The sequence below is a fragment of the Solidesulfovibrio aerotolerans genome (assembly GCF_009856865.1).
GTDB classification, from domain to species: domain Bacteria; phylum Desulfobacterota; class Desulfovibrionia; order Desulfovibrionales; family Desulfovibrionaceae; genus Solidesulfovibrio; species Solidesulfovibrio aerotolerans.
This window is the reverse complement of record NZ_WVUD01000022.1, coordinates 55351-71148: the sequence shown is the minus strand read 5'-3', so window position 1 is coordinate 71148 and position 15798 is coordinate 55351. Positions and strand designations below refer to the sequence as shown.

Here is a 15798-nt window from a genome sequence, read left to right as displayed (position 1 = left end):
CTGGGGGAGGGAACCCCTTTTTTCAAAAAGGGGTTCCCTCCCCCAGGTTCCCCTCGCCTCTCTCCACAGGAGCATACGCATGCTAGGGGCGTTAGCGCGGTTGGTGAAGATTGAGCATTCGGTGTTTGCTTTGCCGTTTGCCTATATTGGGCTGTTTGTGGCGGCGGGCGGCTGGCCGGGGTGGCGGGCTTTTGCGCTTTTGACTGTGGCCATGGTGGCCATGCGTTCCTATGCCATGGCGATCAACCGGCTGGCTGACGTGCGCTATGACCGGATCAATCCGCGCACCATGGGGCGCGAGTTGGTGACGGGCGAGGTGGGTATCCGGGCGGCCTGGGTGTTTACGGCGGGCAGTGCGGTTGTTTTTGTGGCGGCGTGCGCCGGCTTGAATAGTTTGTGTCTGGCCTTGTCGCCGGTGGTGCTCGTGTGGGGGGCGTTTTACAGCCTGACCAAGCGGTTCACCTGGCTGTGCCATTTCGTGTTGGGGTCTGTGCTGGGTTTGGCCCCGGTGGCTGGCTGGCTGGCGGTTACGCCGGAATTTGCCTTGCCGGCTATTTTATTCGGCTGCGGCGTGACTTGCTGGGTGGCCGGGTTTGACGTGCTTTATGCCTGCCAGGATGTGGATTTTGACCGCAGCCAGGGGCTGCACTCGATTCCGTCGCACTTTGGCGTGGGCACGGCCCTGGCTTTGGCCGCCTTTGCCCATGTTGACGCGGCGGTGTTTTATCTGCTGGCTGGTTGGGCTGCCGGGCTGTCCTGGGTCTATTACGTCTTTTGGGGCGTTTGTTCGGCCGTACTTTTGGTGGAGCATCGGCTGCTCTCCAAGGACGATCTGTCCCGGATCAACATGGCTTTTTTCACCCTAAACGGCATCGTGGCAGCGCTTTTGGGCCTGGGCACGCTGCTGGCCGTTTTTTTGCGGTAAGGACAGGCTTATGAAAGGGCTGGTTATTTTTCTGGTCCTCTTTTTCGGGGTTTGGGATCTGGCCTGGCTGTTGGCCGGAGTCGGGCAGACGCCGCCCTGGCGGCTGCGGCGGCAGATGGCGGCCAAACCGCCGCAACTGCTCGACGTGCGCACGCCGGCGGAATTTGCCTTGTTCCATATTCCCGGAGCGATCAACCGGCCCGACGCCCTGACCGTGCCGGCGGCGCAACTGGGCCTTGATCCGTCCCGGCCGGTGACGGTCATCTGCATGACCGGCCATCGTTCGCCTTTTGTGGCCCGGAAGTTGGGTAAAGAGGGCTATGACGCCTCCAACCTGACCTGGGGTATGCTTGGCTGGCTGGTGTCGTTCGGCGCTGTTGCCACCGGCTCCAACCCGTAATCACGTCCTGCCGCGCTCGTATGGCATGCTGCCGAGTGCCATGCTTTTTGCGGCTGCTGTGGCCGGGAGTCTTCCCCCCAGGCTGTGGCCCGGGCTCTTGGCGCAGCCTTTGCCCGTCTTCTGGACAGGAGCGCATCCCCGGGGCTATAGATCGGGTAAACCGCTTAAGGAGTCCACCCATGTCCGATCAAAAATGCGCCTGTCCGTGCGCGTCGTATGCGCCCATGACCAAAATCGCCTGGGTTCTGGCCCTGCTGTTTGTGGTCTTTATGTTTTTTGAGGCCCTGACCATCCGCTGGTGGGTCATGCTGCCCCTGGCAGTCGTCAGCCTGTACCTGTTCCACGTCCAGCGCGGCCAGACCTCGGGCTGCGAGAAAAAAGCCAATTGCTGGGGTTTCTGGCTGGTCATTGCGGCCTTGCTCCTGCGCGATATGTGCCTGTCCGGCCAGCTCGTGGCGGCCTATTGCCGCTTGACAGCCGCTGGTTTGCCCCTGCACGGCTAGCCTGTTGGCCGCACCCCTGCCGCATTATCGCCGCATCGGCCCCGGGGCCACCGCGTCGGACCATGACCGGTTCGCCGTGGTCGATGCGGCGCTTCTGGCCCAGAAGGCCCGGGACGCGGCGGCCAGTCCCCGGTTGCGCGACATGCACCGGTTGCATGCCGCCGACGGCGACAACCCGCATCGCATGATCAATACCCTTGAGCCCGGCAGCTATGTGCAGCCGCACCGGCATCTGACGCCGGCCAAGTCCGAATCCTTTGTGCTGCTCACCGGGAGCCTGGGGCATGTGGTTTTTGCCGAAGACGGGAGTTTTGGCCGACAGGACTGCGTGGTGCTTGACCGGCAGCGCGGGGTGCTGGCCATCGATATCCGGCCCGGGGTCTGGCATGCCGTTTTCGCCCTGGTCCCGGACACGGCGGTCTTTGAGATCAAACCCGGACCGTATCATCCTTTAAACGATAAGGATTTCGCCGCCTTTGCCCCGGCCGAGGGCGAGGCTGCGGCCATGGGCTATCTGCGCGGGCTGGAGGATCGGTTTCGGGCGTTGACCGGTCTGCCCGGCCGGAGTTGGTAGGGGCGGGCTATTCGGCCCAGAGTACGCGGTTGCGCCTGGCCGACGAAGCCTAGGGGCATCCGGGCTGGCAGGCGCGGGCTATTCGGCCCAGAGCACGCGGTTTCGCCCGCTGCGCTTGGCCTTGTACAGGGCCGCATCGGCAGCGGCCAGCATGGCGTCCACCGAGCCCATGGGCTTATCGCAGATGCCGATGCTGACGGTGACGCCGACCAGGATCTTGCCGGCCTTGGCCTTGGAGCGTGCGATGCTGTTGCGCAGATCGTCAAAGACCGCCATGGCCGGCTCGCCAGCCAGTCCCCGGGCCAGGATGCAGAACTCTTCGCCGCCCAGACGCGCCGCCACGTCATGGCCCCGGAAACGGTTGGACAGGCCGTGGGCAACGTGTTTGAGCACTTCGTCGCCCACGCCGTGGCCGTAGGTGTCGTTGACCTTTTTGAAATGATCAATATCGATCATGGCCAGGGTCAGGGAGTCGTCGCCCCGGCTCAGGCTGCTGTGCAGGGCCTTGGCCGCGTCAAAAAAGTGCCGACGGTTGTACAGGCCGGTCAGCGGATCGCGAATAGCCGTCTCGCGCAGCTTTTGAATGTATTCGAGCATTTCCAGGTTCTGGGTGACGCGGCAATAGAACTCTTCGCTGGAAAAGGGTTTGTTTAAGAAGTCGTTGGCCCCGTTCTTGATGAAGCGGGCCGAGAGGATGGTGTTGCCGTAGGCCGAGATGCCGATAACGGCCAGGGCATCCTTGCGGTGGTCGCGCCGGATATGCCGGGTCAGTTCCACGCCGTCCATGCCGGGCATGAAGTAGTCGGTGATGACCACCCGGATTTCGGGATGGCGGGACAGCACTTCCAGCGCGCGCTCGCCGGAGTCGGCTTCGTGGACGATGAATTCGTGGGCCTCCAGCAGGCGCATGAGATGGCGGCGCACGGTGGCGGAATCGTCCACCACCAGCACATCGATGAATTTATTGAGTGAAATGCGCCGCACCAGGGAGCACAGGTAGTCCAGGCTGTCCGGGGACTCCTTGGCCACGTAGTCCACGACCTTTTTGGACCAGATGCGGTCGCGCACCTCGGACTGCACGTCGCCGGTAAACACGATGGACGGGATGCCCTTGGCAATGACGTAATCCACGATGCGTCCGTCGGCGGCGTCGGGCAGGTGGAGGTCGAGCAGGGCGACGAAGTAGTTATGCCCATCGGGATTTTCTTCGATGAGGTAGCGGGCTTCTTCAAAATTGGAAGCCCAGCAGGTGTCGAAAAAAAGTTCGTCCTCGATCTTGCGGATCAGGATGCGGGCAAAGACCTTACTGTCTTCAACGATGAGCACTTTTTCCATACAGGGCAACCAAACGGGCAACCAATGAAAAAACTTGGCTGTTTTAAGAGTAGTCCCTTCCCGGGCAAAAAGCCAGTAACCGATGGTGTCATTTTCTCGGTTTTCCAGTTTGCGTCTGTCTCTGCCCCGGCCCGCAACAGACGGCCAGGGCCGGAAAACCCACAGGGAGCGTACGCATGATACCGGTCGCGCCCCGGCCATTGGCTGCGCCTCCGGCGCCGGATCTTGGCAATCTGGATCTGGCCCAGGTGCTGGAGCACACCCCGGCGGCGACGTTTGTGGTGGATACCGATTTTGTGCTGCGCTTCGTCAACCGGGCGTATATCGAGTTGCACGACCTGGCCGGCAGACAGTGCCTGGGCCGTCCCCTTGCAGAGTGCGTCGAAGCCGGCAACTACGCCCGGTTTCATGCGGCCGCCCTGGCGGTCATGGCCACCGGGGCCGCCAGCCAGGAAGAGATCCAACTGAGCATTGGCGGCCGGGAACGGTGCTTTTTGACCACGCGCGTACCGCTGCTCACGGGCGGCGTGGTGCGCGCGGTGTGCGGCATGCTCACTGACATCACGGACCACAGGCGAACCGAGCGGGAACTGCGCGCGAGCCATCGGCGCTACGCAGCCATGGTCGAGGACCAGACCGAGCTGGTGGTGCGTCTTGATCCGCAGCATCGCCGGGTGTTCGTCAATCAGAACCTGGCCCGGCTGTTTGGCGAACCGCCTGAGGTCCTGCTGGGCGGCTTTTTTGGCGACCGTTTGCCCGAGGCCGAAGCCAGTGCCATGCGTCGCCGCCTGCTGGCGCTGACACTGCGGTCCCCGGTGTGCGACTTTCGCCATGAATATGCCCTGCCCTCGGGAGAGACACGGCGTCTGAGCTGGACCGTGCGGGCCATTTTCGACGAGGCAGGGCGCATCGGCGAATACCAGGCCATGGGCCGGGATGTGTCGGCCGTTTGGCAGATGGAGCGGGAACTCTCGCGAAGCGAGGCCAAATATCGCGATATCTTTGAGCATTCCGCCGAAGGCATCTTTCAGTTCCAGGCCAACGGGGCCATGGCCGCCTGCAATCCGGCCTTGGCCCGCATCCTTGGCTACGCCTCCCCGGATGAGGTGATGCGCGAGCAGGGCGATCTGTTCCAGCGCATTGAGGCCAGGCCGGAGGATCGGCTGGAATTTTTGCGTCTGCTGGCCAAAAACGGCCGGGTCTATGACCACGAGATGCAGGTGGTGCGCCGCGACGGCCGCACGGCCTGGTTGTCCGTCAATGCCCGGGCCGTGCTGGACGGGGAGGATCGGCTGGATCGGGTGGAAGGGGCGGCCCGGGACATCACCGACCGCAAACGGGCCGAAGGCGAGCGCATGCTGCTGGTGTCTGCCGTGGACCAGAGCGCCGAAGGACTGGTGATCGTCAGCCGGGATTTCCGTCTGGAATACGCCAACCCGGCCTTTGACCAGATCGTAGGCGGCGGCCAGGGCACCACCGCCCGGGGAGAGCTGGAGAGCCGGCTCACACCCTTTTTAAGCGATTCCGTGCGCAAGATGCTCGGGCTTGGGCTGCGCTGGTCGGGCCGGGTGCGCCTGACCCGGCCCGAAGGTGAGGAAGTGGTGGCGGAAGCGTTTATTTCGCCGGTGCGCGACGGGAGCGGGATCGTGGTCAACTATATCCTGCTGGTGCGCGACATGACCTATGAACTGGGGCTGGAACGGCGGCTGCGCCAAGCCGAAAAGCTGGAAGCCATAGGTGTTTTGGCCGGGGGCGTGGCCCACGATTTCAACAACATCCTGACCCCGATCCTGCTCAATACCGAGATGATCTTATCGGACATGCCCCCGGACAACCCCTTGCGCCAGCCCCTGGGCGATGTGGTGCGGGCCTCGGAGCGGGCCAGGGATCTGGTGCGCCAACTGCTGACGTTTAGCCGCCAGGGTGAACGCACCGTTGGTGAACTGACCCTTGGCCCGCTGGTCAAGGAAACGGTCAAACTCCTGCGGGGCAGTATTCCGGCCGGGGTGGAACTGAGTCTGCGGGTGCCGGACGCGCCGCTGTGCGTCACGGCAGATCCGACCCAGATGCATCAGGTGTTGACCAATCTGTGCCTCAACGCAGCCCAGGCCATGCCCGGCGGCGGCGTTTTGGAAGTGGGGCTGGCCGCAGTCTCTGCCCCCCCCCGGCCCAAAAGTGGCACCATCGCGGCGGGTGCCCCCCTGGCCCGGCTGGCCCCGGGCCAGTATGCCCGGCTGTGGGTGTCCGATGTCGGCCACGGCATGCCGGCCGGCATCGTCGAACGGATTTTCGAGCCGTTTTTTACGACCAAAAAACCCGGCCAGGGCACCGGCATGGGGCTGGCGGCCGTGCATGGCATCGTCAAAAGCTACGGCGGGGCGGTGCTGGTCAGCAGCGCCCCGGGCCAGGGCAGTCTGTTCGAGGTCTATCTGCCGCTGTTGTCGCAGTCGGTCTGTTGATGGGCGCGTCCTGCCGGAGCGGCCGTCCGCGAAAGAACGCGCCGGCTCAGGAGCCGTCAGTTGATGGGCACGTCGAGCAGTTCGTAACCCTGCCAGCCCGGGCCGTCGAAATGCCACCATTCCGTGGGCAGCGGATCGAAGCCGGCCTTGGCCATGGCCGCTTCCAGACGCTTGGAATTGGCCCGGGCCGCTGCATCGCCGCCGGTGTAGTCGCGCCGCGCTTTTTCGGTGAAATCGTCAAAGCCCGACGGCATGGGCAGTTCGTTGCCGGCCGCGTCAATCAAGGTCAGGTCCACGGCCGCGCCCCGGTTGTGCTTGGAGCCGGAAACCGGCTTGCCGTCTTTCTCCACGGGCTTGGCCACCCAGTCCTCGTTGGGGACCAGGGCCCAGAATTTTTTCTGGATGGCAAAGGGCCGGTAGCAATCATACACTTTAAGCCCCAGGCCTTGGGCTTTGAGATCGGCCTGGACCGTGGCCAGACGCTTGGCCACATCGGCCCGCAAAAAGCAGCGCGGGGCCGGATAGACGACCACATGGCTGAAATTGTCCGGGGTGGCGTAGCGGATGTCGAGCTTGATGTCCGGGGCGACGGCGGTGATATCAACCAGACCGGCCCCGGCCGGGGTGCCCGGGTTGGCCGGCGTGCCGGCCAGGGCGGAGGCGGCGGCAGACAGGGTCAAAACGGCAGCAAGCAGCAAAGCGGCAACACGGCGTTTGGACATGGGCGTCTCCTTGTTTGGGCCACAATGCCTGCTGCGGGGCCGTTGTCAATATGCGCCGCACCAGGGAAGCCGGGCGGTTGGGTGCAGCCGGACAGCGTGGCAACGCCGACGGGTTGTCACAATGCGCCGTACCAGGGAAGCCTCGTGTGCGGTCCGGGCTGTCGGTTGCGGTTGACGCCGGACGCGGGCAGGGGCATAAGCGCTAAAGGTCGTCCCCTTGCGGCGGCGACCCATCACCCCTTGAGGAGGAACGCGCCTATGAGCGAGCGCACCGGTCTTATTACCTTTCTTGGCGGCCCCCTGACCCTTGCCGGCAACCCCGTGGCGGTTGGCGACACGGCCCCGGACTTTGCCGTCCTGACCAACGAACTGGCCCCGGCCAAACTGGCCGATTTCACTGAAAAAGGCTTGATCCTCATTGCCGTGCCGTCCCTGGACACAGCCGTGTGCGATCTCGAAGCCCGTAAATTCAATAAGGAAATGGAGAGTCTCACCGGCAAGGCCAAGGCGCTGGTGGTCAGCATGGACCTGCCCTTTGCCCAGAAGCGTTGGGCCGATGCGGCCGGCGTGACCAACATTACAACCCTGTCCGATCATCGCGACGCCTCCTTTGGTCAGGCCTATGGCCTGCTTATCAAGGAACTGCGCCTCCTTGCCCGGGCTGTGCTGGTTCTTGGGCCGGATCGCAAGGTGGTCTATATGGAATTGGTGCCGGAAGTGACCCACGAGCCGGACTATGCCGCCGCCCTTGCGGCCTTGGGCAAGGTCTTGTAGAGACGGCCTGTCCGCCCTGGAGGCGGTCGCAGGTGCGATTATGAAAAAGTTATCCACACGGAGCCGACGCCTTCGGGCGTCGGCCCTTCTTGCGGCTTTGGCCGTGGCTTTCTGTCTGGCCGGTTGCGCCGGGCAGCAGGCCACCGTGACCCCGTCGGTCGTTGTCGAGCCCGAGGCCCTGGGCCGGGGCGTCGAAGTGTCCACCGCCGTTAAGGATTCCCGGCCAAGCGCCGAAGTGGGGCTGTGCAATCCGGCCTCGTCCATGAGCGGCAAGCTCGCCACGGCCTGCGACCCGTCGCCGGCCATGCGCACCGCTGTGGAAAAGGGCCTTCGCGACAAGGGCTTCACCCCGTCCCCGGCCCGCGAATCCGTGGTGCGCACCCTCACGGTGGAACTGACCGAGCTTTCCTACAAGCCCAGCCAGGAAAACACCCATCTGGCCGCCCGGGCCGTGGCCGTGGTCACGGTCACGGCGGATAACAACGGCCAGAAGCTGACCCGGCGCTATGAGGGCGAAACGGTCTGGAAGCTGCCGGCTTCGGGCGTGGAGCCGGAGTTTGACAAGCTGCTGAGCATGACCGTGTCCAAGGCGCTCAGCCGCATGGCCTCGGACTACGAACTGATCCATTTCATGGAAAAAACCATCCTGCGCACCCGGGAAGTCAAGTAATTCGGCCCGGACTGCTGGCGCGGTCCGGGCTTTTTCCTCGTAATCGGCCGCGCAGCGGCCGCATCCGGCGCTTCCCTGCGCCGCTAAAGGATCACCGCCCCATGGCCCTTTCCGTCGGCATCGTGGGTTTGCCAAACGTCGGTAAATCCACGCTTTTTAACGCCCTGACCAAAGCCCAGAACGCCCAGGCCGCCAACTACCCGTTCTGCACCATCGAACCCAACGTGGCCATCGCCCCGGTGCCCGACCCGCGTCTGGACGCCCTGGCTGTGCTGGCCAAGCCCCAGCAGGTGCTGCCGGCCACGGTGCGTTTCACCGACATCGCCGGCCTTGTGGCCGGGGCCAGCAAGGGCGAGGGCCTGGGCAACAAATTTCTGGCCCATATCCGCGAAACCGAAGTCATCATCCACGTGGCCCGGGCCTTTGAAGACCCGGATGTGGTCCATGTCTCCGGCACGGTGGACCCGGCCCGCGATATCGACGTCATCGATACCGAACTGATCCTGGCCGACGCCCAGATCCTGGAAAACCGGCTGGATCGGATGATCAAGCAGACCAAGGGCAGCAAGGACCGGGACTTGCTCGACAAGGTCGAGGCCGGCAAGCGCCTGCTCGACCACCTGATGGCCGGCAAGCCCGCCATTTCCGTGGAGGGCGCGGACACGCCGGGCATGATTGCCCTGGTTGAGGAAATCCGGCCGCTGTCGGCCAAGCGCGTCATCTACTGCGCCAACGTGGCCGAGGGCGACATCGGCAAGGACAACCCGCTGGTGGACAAGGTGCGGGCCGTGGCCGAATCGCGCGGGGCCGAGATGGTGGTGGTGTGCGCCCGCATGGAAGAGGACTTGGCCGGACTTTCCGACGAGGACCGCCAGGAATTTCTGTCTTCCTATGGCCTGACCGAATCCGGCCTGGACCGGGTGGTGCGGCTGGCCTACCAGACGCTTGGGCTGATCAGCTTTTTCACCGTCGGCCCCAAGGAAGTCCGGGCCTGGACCATCACCACCGGGACCAAGGCCCCGGCCGCTGCCAGCGAGATCCATTCCGACATCGAACGCGGCTTTATCCGGGCCGAGGTCATTGCCTTTAACGACTACACCAAGCATCAGACCGAGGCCAAATGCCGCGCCGCCGGTGTGCTGCGCCAGGAAGGCAAAGAATACGTCATGGCCGACGCCGACGTGGTGCACTTTTTGTTTAATGTGTAGGAGCGATAAGACTGGGGCGCTGCCCCAGGCCCCGCCGGGGGCTTGAAGCCCCCGGACCCCCCATCTTTAAGGCCAGGAATTGCAAAGCAATTCCTGGCCTTATCTTCAATGCGGCGCTTCGCCGCTGGCGCACCTTGTGGCCGCAATTCGGTAGGGGTTTGGCGGCGCTCCTGCGCCACCGAACCCCTACCGAATTGCGGCCACAAACGTCGAAACGCCGCCGCCCGTCTCCCTTCCCGACAGCTCTCCCGCCAACGACCGCACCTCCACCCCACGTGCCTATCCCGCCCCATCCAGGGGGTCCGGGGGGGATGATCCCCCCCGGCGGGTCCAGGGCAGAGCCCTGGCAGGGTTCGGGACAGCGTCCCGGCGGGGTTCGGGGCAGAGCCCCGATTCCATTAGGCTTTTCCGGCTGCCCCGGCCGCGCGTAGCACGATGGCCAGTGCGTTGACTGTGGCCCCGGCCAGGGCTGAGCCGCCTTTGCGGCCTTTGATGGTGATCCAGGGGACGTCGGCCCGGGTTTGGAGCAGGGCTTTGGATTCGGCGGCGTTGACGAACCCCACGGGCATGCCGATGACCAGTGCCGGGGCGGGGGCACCGCTGTTGAGGCGTTTAATGAGGCGCAGCAGCGCGGTCGGGGCATTGCCGATGGCGAAAATGACTGGTCCGGGCAGATCCAGGGCGAAGTCCATGGCCAGGGCGGCCCGGGTGGAGCCGGCGGCTGCGGCAGCGGCAACGACGTCGGGGTCGTTCATAAAACAGCGCACAGTGCAGCCAAAGGGTTGCAAGCGGCGCAACGGGATGGCGCAGCGGGCCATTTCGGTGTCGGTGATAATCGTTGCGCCCTGGTCCAGGGCGGTGAGGCCGGCTTGCACGGCGTTGGCGGAGAAGCGCACAAGCTTAAGCAGTTCAAAGTCGGCGGTGGTGTGGATAAGCCGGCGCACGATGTCCCATTGGGGGCCGACGTAGGGGCGCGGCTCGGGAACCTCGGCATCGATGATGGCCAGCGACGCGGCTTCGATTTCTTCCGGGGCGGTGATGGGCAGGATGCGGGTTGTTTCGGGCATGGGCGACCTCTTGTTGCCATACTAGCCGGCTTTGACCGGCGGGCCAAGGAGAGGATTACAGCGAGGTGGGGGAACAGCGTTTTGTGTTGACAGGTGGCACGAATAGAATTTTAATGCGATTTAAAGATTACACATATTCAGTCAGTGTCTGGAAAGAGGAGCTTTTATGATTAATTTGACGAAACAGGTGGCGTGTGCGCTTGGGGTGGTGTTGATTCTGGCCGGTGCGGCGGCGGCGCATGAGACCGCGATCAAGCCCGGTGCGGCGACGGCGGCTGTGGGCAAGGGCGTGCCGTTCGGGGTGCATTCGGCCCATGTGTTTATCGAAAGCGAGGAACTGGAAGCGGCAGCGGACGTCAAGGCGTTTGTCTTTGTCGATGGCAAGGCGGTTCCTGTGGCGTTAACTGCCAACGACAAGGGGCTGACCTATGACGGCGAAGCGAGCTTTGGCAAGGCCGGGACCGGCATTATCGCAGTGCATCGGTTGCCGCAGATCTGGAGTTTGACGCCTGAGGGCATGAAGAAGGGGACGAAAAAGGAGTTGCCGGGCGCAACCAAGAGCAACCGCTATGAGAAGTTCGCCAAGGCCCTTGTGGCGGTCGGCGGCGGATCGGCCGGATTTGACGCCGTGGTCGGGCAGCGGCTGGAACTGGTTCCCCTGGCCGATCCGACGGCGGTCAAAGTGGGGCAGGATCTCGACGTGAAGGTGCTCTACGACGGCAAGCCGACGCCGGCCACGGTGCTGGCCACCTACGACGGCTTCACCAAAACGCCCAACACCTATGCCTATTATACCGAGACCGACGATGCCGGGGTGGCCAAGGTGCGCATCACCCATCCGGGCTTGTGGCTGGTGCGTACGGAAATCAAGGGCGTGCCGGCCGATGGCTCGGCTGACCAGGAAGTGCTGCGTTCGACCCTGACCTTTTTCGTGCAATGACAAGGAAACTGCAATGTTTCGCGCTGTTGGCGCTGGCGGCGATGCTGGGCAGGCACCCCGGTGTTGCTGCGGCCCATGGCGTCGGCTCCCGCGAAATGGACCCGGGCGTGACCAGGGCCATGGTGTTTCTCTACGCCGATGGGGAACCCATGGCCTTTGCCCAGGTCCAGGTGACCGGTCCTGACGGAGCGGTTTACCAGAGCGCCCGCACCGACGGCCGGGGAGGATTCGCCTTCCTGCCGTCGGGAAGCGGCGTGTGGCGGGTGGCGGCCTCCGACGGCCAGGGGCACCGGGCCGAGCGGGAAATCACGGTGGCTGCGGCTGCGCCCCCGGCCGGGGCTGCTGCGGCGGATGCGCCGGCCCCTGGGGGGCCCCAAGATGTTGCGCCGTTGGCGTCTGCCTCGGCGTCGCGCCTCGGTCCGGGCTGGCGGGACGTTCTTTTGGGCCTGAGTCTGCTGGGCAATCTGGCCTTGGGCCTGACGTGCTGGCGTCGCCGCACCGCCGGCCGCTGCCCGTAACGGGAAAAGCCTGCTCGCTTGGGGGCGTTGAAATTTGATCTTGATTATTATTATCAGTTCAATTACACCGGGTCCAACGCACCGGCCCAGTCCGGCGTCAAGGGCACTCGCCGCCGCCAGTGGCGTCTGGCGGCGGCGATGCGGCCCGCTCCACGGCAAGCCCCCGGCCAGGACGCGTCCCATCCTGGCCCGGCAGAGATAGCATCCTCACCTCCAGAACCCTTCAACCCCGACGGCGGCCGGAATTCTCACAGGTTCCGGCCGTTTGTTGTCTGGGGAGGGGAGCGGCGAAGGTGTTGGCGGTGAGCATTTGGAGTTACGCAGTACGGCGTGTTGTCCAAGGGCAAAAAAAGGGGGGCAGACCAAAGCGATCTGCCCCTTTACAACAACAGCGCAGTGCGCCACTCGCCCCGGCCATCCGGCCATCCGGCCATCCGGCCATCCGGCCATCCGGCCATCCGGCCATCCGGCCGCCCAGGCCACCCGCGCCGCAACAGCCGAAGTTACTTCCAGCCGGATTCCTTGTCGCAAGCGGCGCGCTCGGCCGGATGCGTCTTTTCCCAGGCTGTGATGGACAACGTTTCGTTGTCGTCCATCTTGTTGTTCATGCAGGTGCAATATTTGGTGATGACGTCGATGGAGACTTTTTCATCCTTGTTGTCGGAAATGCATTTGGCCACCCATTTTGCATCGTCTGATCCGGCGAAAGCCAAGCCGGAAGAGCAAAGAACGACAAAAAGAGCGATGATAGGCAGAACAAATTTCATGAATGTAGCCTCCGGTTGCAGGTAACTCGGCGATGCGCCCAATGCGCTTTCCCCGTGGATGACGGTCAAATCGTTTCCAGAGTAATGGTTCGTCTTGTGCAACAAACGGAATGCGGGATTGCAGCCTCTGGCGAAGCCGCAGCATCAATTGTCCCATTACCCCCTCTGTGACCTGGAAAGCGCATGAAGGCAAGCGTCATTTAAGGAAACATTGCAACGTCTGGCAGCGGGCGCGGCAGCGCATCACGGACCGATGCGAGTGCCTGTTCGACGTTGGCACAATGCCTCGTCATGCGGCCAAGTGCGGTGGAGCCGCTGTGGTGGCGAAAGGCTGCGGCGCACCGCAGGGGCAGTGCCTGGCATTTTGGCCGGCCCGAGCGCGGTGCGGCCCTGGCGCGCCACCCAGGCGCATCTTCGCTTGCCGCCGCTGCCGCGCGTCTGTACCGTGCCCCCAAAACGGCCCGCGCGGCCAATCCCAAGGCGGCAGGGCGAAGGCATGCAGTGGTTTCTTCTGGCGTTGGTCACGGCCCTGACCCAGGCGGTCAAGGACACCTTCCTCAAAGCCGCCATGGCCCGCACCGATCCCACCCTGGCCATGCTGCTCTACAGCGCCGGGGCGGCTGTCGTGTTGTGGCTGTTTGCCGCCGCTTCCCCGGACACGGTGACCACCGCTGCGTTCTGGCCGCTGTTGGTCCTGGGCGGTGCCCTGGGCGGCGTCACCTACTGGCTCTACGGCCTGGCGCTCAAGCGCGGCGACCTCTCGCTCACCCTGCCCATGCTGGCCTTTACACCGCTGTTTCTGCTCGTAACCTCACCGCTCACGCTGGGCGAATTCCCCCGGCCCGGCGGTCTGGCCGGCATCGCCCTGGTGGTTGCCGGGGCCTATGTGCTCAATCTGCGCGAGCGTCGCCACGGCCTGCTCGGGCCGGTCAAAGCGTTGGTCACCAACGCCGGAGCGCGCCTGATGCTGCTTGTGGCCGCCATCTGGAGCATCGGGGCCAATTTCGACAAGCTGGGACTGCAAGCCTCGTCCCCGGCCTTGTGGGCGGCCAGCATCTATACCGCCACGGCCCTGGCGCTTCTTCCCTTTGCCGCCAAGCGGTTGCGACAGTCCGTGCGCGAAATGTCCGGCTTTCCCCGGGCCATCTGTCTGGCCGGGCTGCTGGAGGCGGTGGGGCTTTTCTGCCAGATGCACGCCCTGCCCCTGACGCAGGTCTCCTATGTCATTGCCGTCAAACGCCTGAGCATCATTTTCGGGGTGCTCCTTGGCGCAACGGTCTTTCGCGAACCCGATCTGGCCCACCGCCTTCCCGGTGCGGCCGTTATGGTGGCGGGCGTTTTCTTTATCGTCGTTTTCGGATAAAAGCCCCCACCGATCTTGCTACCCCGGAGCCGTCCATGACCCCATACCGTTTCCTGCCGCACGTAACGCCCGAATCCCTGGCCGAACGGCAGACCGCCGGCCTCAACTGGACCTGCCGCCACGCCTATGCCGGCAATGCCGTGTACCGCGACCGGCTGGCCACCATCGGGTACGAGCCGGGCCAGACCCTGTCCCTGGGGGATCTGCCGAATCTCCCCGTGACCACCGTCGAAGATCTGCGCCAGGGCTATCCCTTGCCGCTTTTGTCCGTACCAGAGGAAAAAGTCGTGCGTATCCACGCCTCCTCCGGCACCACCGGCAAACGCAAGATTCTGGCCTATACCCAGCGCGACATCGACGTCTGGAAAACGATGTTCGCCCGCTGCTACGAACTGGCCGGCTTAACGACCCTTGACCGGGTGCAGATCGCCGTGGGCTACGGCTTGTGGACGGCCGGGGCCGGTTTTCAACTCGGCTGCGAACATTTCGGGGCCATGGCGCTCCCCATCGGTCCGGGCAACATGGAGATCCACCTCCAGTTGCTCGAAGATCTGGCACCGACCTGCTTATGCTCCACCGCCTCCATGGCCTTACTTTTGGCCGAAGAGGTCCACAAGCGCGATATGCGCAAGCGCATCAAGCTTAAAAAGGTCATTTTCGGAGCCGAGACGCATACCGACAAGATGCGGCAGCGCTTTGAAAAATGGCTTGGCATCGAGGAGAGTTTCGACATCACCGGCATGACCGAACTCTATGGCCCGGGTTCGGGCCTGGAGTGTTCGGCCCACGACGGCATCCACTACTGGGCCGACATGTTCATTCTCGAAGTCCTTGATCCGGTGACCCTGGCCCCTGTGGCCCCGGGCGAGGTGGGCGAGATGGTGGTGACGTCCTTATGTAAGGAAGCCGCGCCGCTTATCCGCTACCGCACCCGCGACCTGACGCGCCTGCTCCCCGAACCCTGCCCCTGCGGCCTGAGCCTGCCGCGCCATGACCGGATTCTCGGCCGTTCCGACGACATGTTCGTATTTCGCGGCGTCAATATCTACCCCGGCCAGATCGCCAGCGTCCTGGCCACGTTTAAGGACGTGGACAGCGAATTTCAGATTCGCCTGGTGCGCCGCGACGGCCGCGATCAGATGGTGGTGCGGGTGGAGCGCAAACCGGATGTCAGTGCCGACCGGGACCAGAACCTGTCCGAAGCCATTTCCATCGAGATGCGCAAACACCTGTTCGTGCGCGGCTGGATCGATGTCCTGGCCCCGGGCGCGCTGCCGCGCAGTTGCGGCAAGACCAAACGCGTCATCGACGACCGCAACGGCCTCGAAGAAGAATAGCCGGGGCGCAGCAGTCCCCCGACCCGAACAAATGCGGCCCCTTGGGCCGCTGGCGAGTTGGGGGTTGGGATTTTGGCGGCCGGGCCGGCCGGGCTTTGACGGCCGACCCGGCCGCCAAAATCCCAACCCCCATCTTCTCACGCACCACTCCCGCCGCCGCCGTCCCCTCCAACCCGCGTCCCCAACTCCCACCCCCCACCGAGGGGTCCGGGGGGATCATCCCCCCGGCGGGTCCG

Annotated in this window: 16 protein-coding genes; 12 read left to right on the top strand and 4 right to left on the bottom strand. The window is 64.2% G+C overall.

The features are described from left to right. The first annotated feature begins 79 nt into the window (after nucleotides 1-79). From GTA51_RS12640 to GTA51_RS12625, 4 genes are all read left to right on the top strand, one after another. Nucleotides 80-925 (top strand): 4-hydroxybenzoate octaprenyltransferase, encoded by an 846-nt coding sequence (locus GTA51_RS12640; RefSeq protein ID WP_160961596.1) that lies wholly within the window; start codon nucleotides 80-82, stop codon nucleotides 923-925. 10 nt (nucleotides 926-935) lie between these two features. Next, entirely contained in the window at nucleotides 936-1325 is a 390-nt protein-coding gene (locus tag GTA51_RS12635) for a rhodanese-like domain-containing protein (protein ID WP_160961595.1), read from the top strand. 179 nt (nucleotides 1326-1504) lie between these two features. Further along, nucleotides 1505-1828, top strand: coding sequence for a hypothetical protein (locus GTA51_RS12630; protein ID WP_160961593.1), 324 nt, complete (start codon nucleotides 1505-1507; stop codon nucleotides 1826-1828). Between the two features lie 4 nt (nucleotides 1829-1832). Then, nucleotides 1833-2402: a WbuC family cupin fold metalloprotein gene (locus tag GTA51_RS12625; protein ID WP_160961591.1), complete on the top strand. Its 570-nt coding sequence runs from the start codon at nucleotides 1833-1835 to the stop codon at nucleotides 2400-2402. A 78-nt stretch (nucleotides 2403-2480) separates the two neighbouring features. Here the strand turns inward: GTA51_RS12625 and GTA51_RS12620 are convergent, their stop codons facing one another. After that, nucleotides 2481-3737, bottom strand: coding sequence for a diguanylate cyclase (locus GTA51_RS12620; RefSeq protein ID WP_160961590.1), 1257 nt, complete (start codon nucleotides 3735-3737; stop codon nucleotides 2481-2483). Between the two features lie 176 nt (nucleotides 3738-3913). Here GTA51_RS12620 and GTA51_RS12615 point away from each other — a divergent pair, with 176 nt between their 5' ends. Beyond that, nucleotides 3914-6196, top strand: a complete 2283-nt coding sequence (locus tag GTA51_RS12615) for a PAS domain S-box protein (RefSeq protein WP_160961588.1) — start codon at nucleotides 3914-3916, stop codon at nucleotides 6194-6196. A 56-nt stretch (nucleotides 6197-6252) separates the two neighbouring features. On the opposite strand, the gene GTA51_RS12610 is transcribed toward GTA51_RS12615, so the two are convergent. Continuing rightward, entirely contained in the window at nucleotides 6253-6918 is a 666-nt protein-coding gene (locus tag GTA51_RS12610) for a M15 family metallopeptidase (protein WP_160961587.1), read from the bottom strand. Between the two features lie 258 nt (nucleotides 6919-7176). Between GTA51_RS12610 and tpx the strand changes: the two genes are divergently transcribed. From tpx to ychF, 3 genes are all read left to right on the top strand, one after another. Next, the gene (gene tpx / locus GTA51_RS12605; protein ID WP_160961585.1) at nucleotides 7177-7692 is read left to right on the top strand and encodes a thiol peroxidase; all 516 of its coding nucleotides are present in this window, start codon (nucleotides 7177-7179) and stop codon (nucleotides 7690-7692) included. 40 nt (nucleotides 7693-7732) lie between these two features. Beyond that, nucleotides 7733-8362 carry a YajG family lipoprotein gene (locus GTA51_RS12600; protein WP_160961583.1) on the top strand — a complete coding sequence of 210 codons (630 nt, stop codon included), beginning with the start codon at nucleotides 7733-7735 and terminating at the stop codon, nucleotides 8360-8362. 101 nt (nucleotides 8363-8463) lie between these two features. Continuing rightward, entirely contained in the window at nucleotides 8464-9570 is a 1107-nt protein-coding gene (gene ychF, locus GTA51_RS12595) for a redox-regulated ATPase YchF (RefSeq protein WP_160961582.1), read from the top strand. A 398-nt stretch (nucleotides 9571-9968) separates the two neighbouring features. On the opposite strand, the gene GTA51_RS12590 is transcribed toward ychF, so the two are convergent. Next, on the bottom strand, nucleotides 9969-10637 hold the full coding sequence (locus GTA51_RS12590) for a precorrin-8X methylmutase (RefSeq protein ID WP_160961580.1): 669 nt from the start codon (nucleotides 10635-10637) through the stop codon (nucleotides 9969-9971). Nucleotides 10638-10803: 166 nt separating this feature from the next. Here GTA51_RS12590 and GTA51_RS12585 point away from each other — a divergent pair, with 166 nt between their 5' ends. Both GTA51_RS12585 and GTA51_RS12580 read left to right on the top strand, forming a co-directional pair. Next, the gene (locus GTA51_RS12585; RefSeq protein WP_160961579.1) at nucleotides 10804-11577 is read left to right on the top strand and encodes a DUF4198 domain-containing protein; all 774 of its coding nucleotides are present in this window, start codon (nucleotides 10804-10806) and stop codon (nucleotides 11575-11577) included. After that, the gene (locus GTA51_RS12580; protein WP_160961577.1) at nucleotides 11574-12095 is read left to right on the top strand and encodes a carboxypeptidase-like regulatory domain-containing protein; all 522 of its coding nucleotides are present in this window, start codon (nucleotides 11574-11576) and stop codon (nucleotides 12093-12095) included. Before GTA51_RS12585 ends, GTA51_RS12580 begins: the two co-directional genes overlap by 4 nt. Nucleotides 12096-12598: 503 nt before the next feature. Here the strand turns inward: GTA51_RS12580 and GTA51_RS12575 are convergent. Then, nucleotides 12599-12862 (bottom strand): hypothetical protein, encoded by a 264-nt coding sequence (locus GTA51_RS12575; protein ID WP_160961576.1) that lies wholly within the window; start codon nucleotides 12860-12862, stop codon nucleotides 12599-12601. 496 nt (nucleotides 12863-13358) lie between these two features. Between GTA51_RS12575 and GTA51_RS12570 the strand changes: the two genes are divergently transcribed. Together GTA51_RS12570 and GTA51_RS12565 are read left to right on the top strand one after the other, a co-directional pair. Continuing rightward, on the top strand, nucleotides 13359-14225 hold the full coding sequence (locus GTA51_RS12570; RefSeq protein WP_160961574.1) for a DMT family transporter: 867 nt from the start codon (nucleotides 13359-13361) through the stop codon (nucleotides 14223-14225). A gap of 35 nt (nucleotides 14226-14260) precedes the next feature. Then, nucleotides 14261-15562 (top strand): phenylacetate--CoA ligase family protein, encoded by a 1302-nt coding sequence (locus GTA51_RS12565; protein ID WP_160961573.1) that lies wholly within the window; start codon nucleotides 14261-14263, stop codon nucleotides 15560-15562. The last annotated feature ends 236 nt before the right edge of the window (nucleotides 15563-15798 follow it).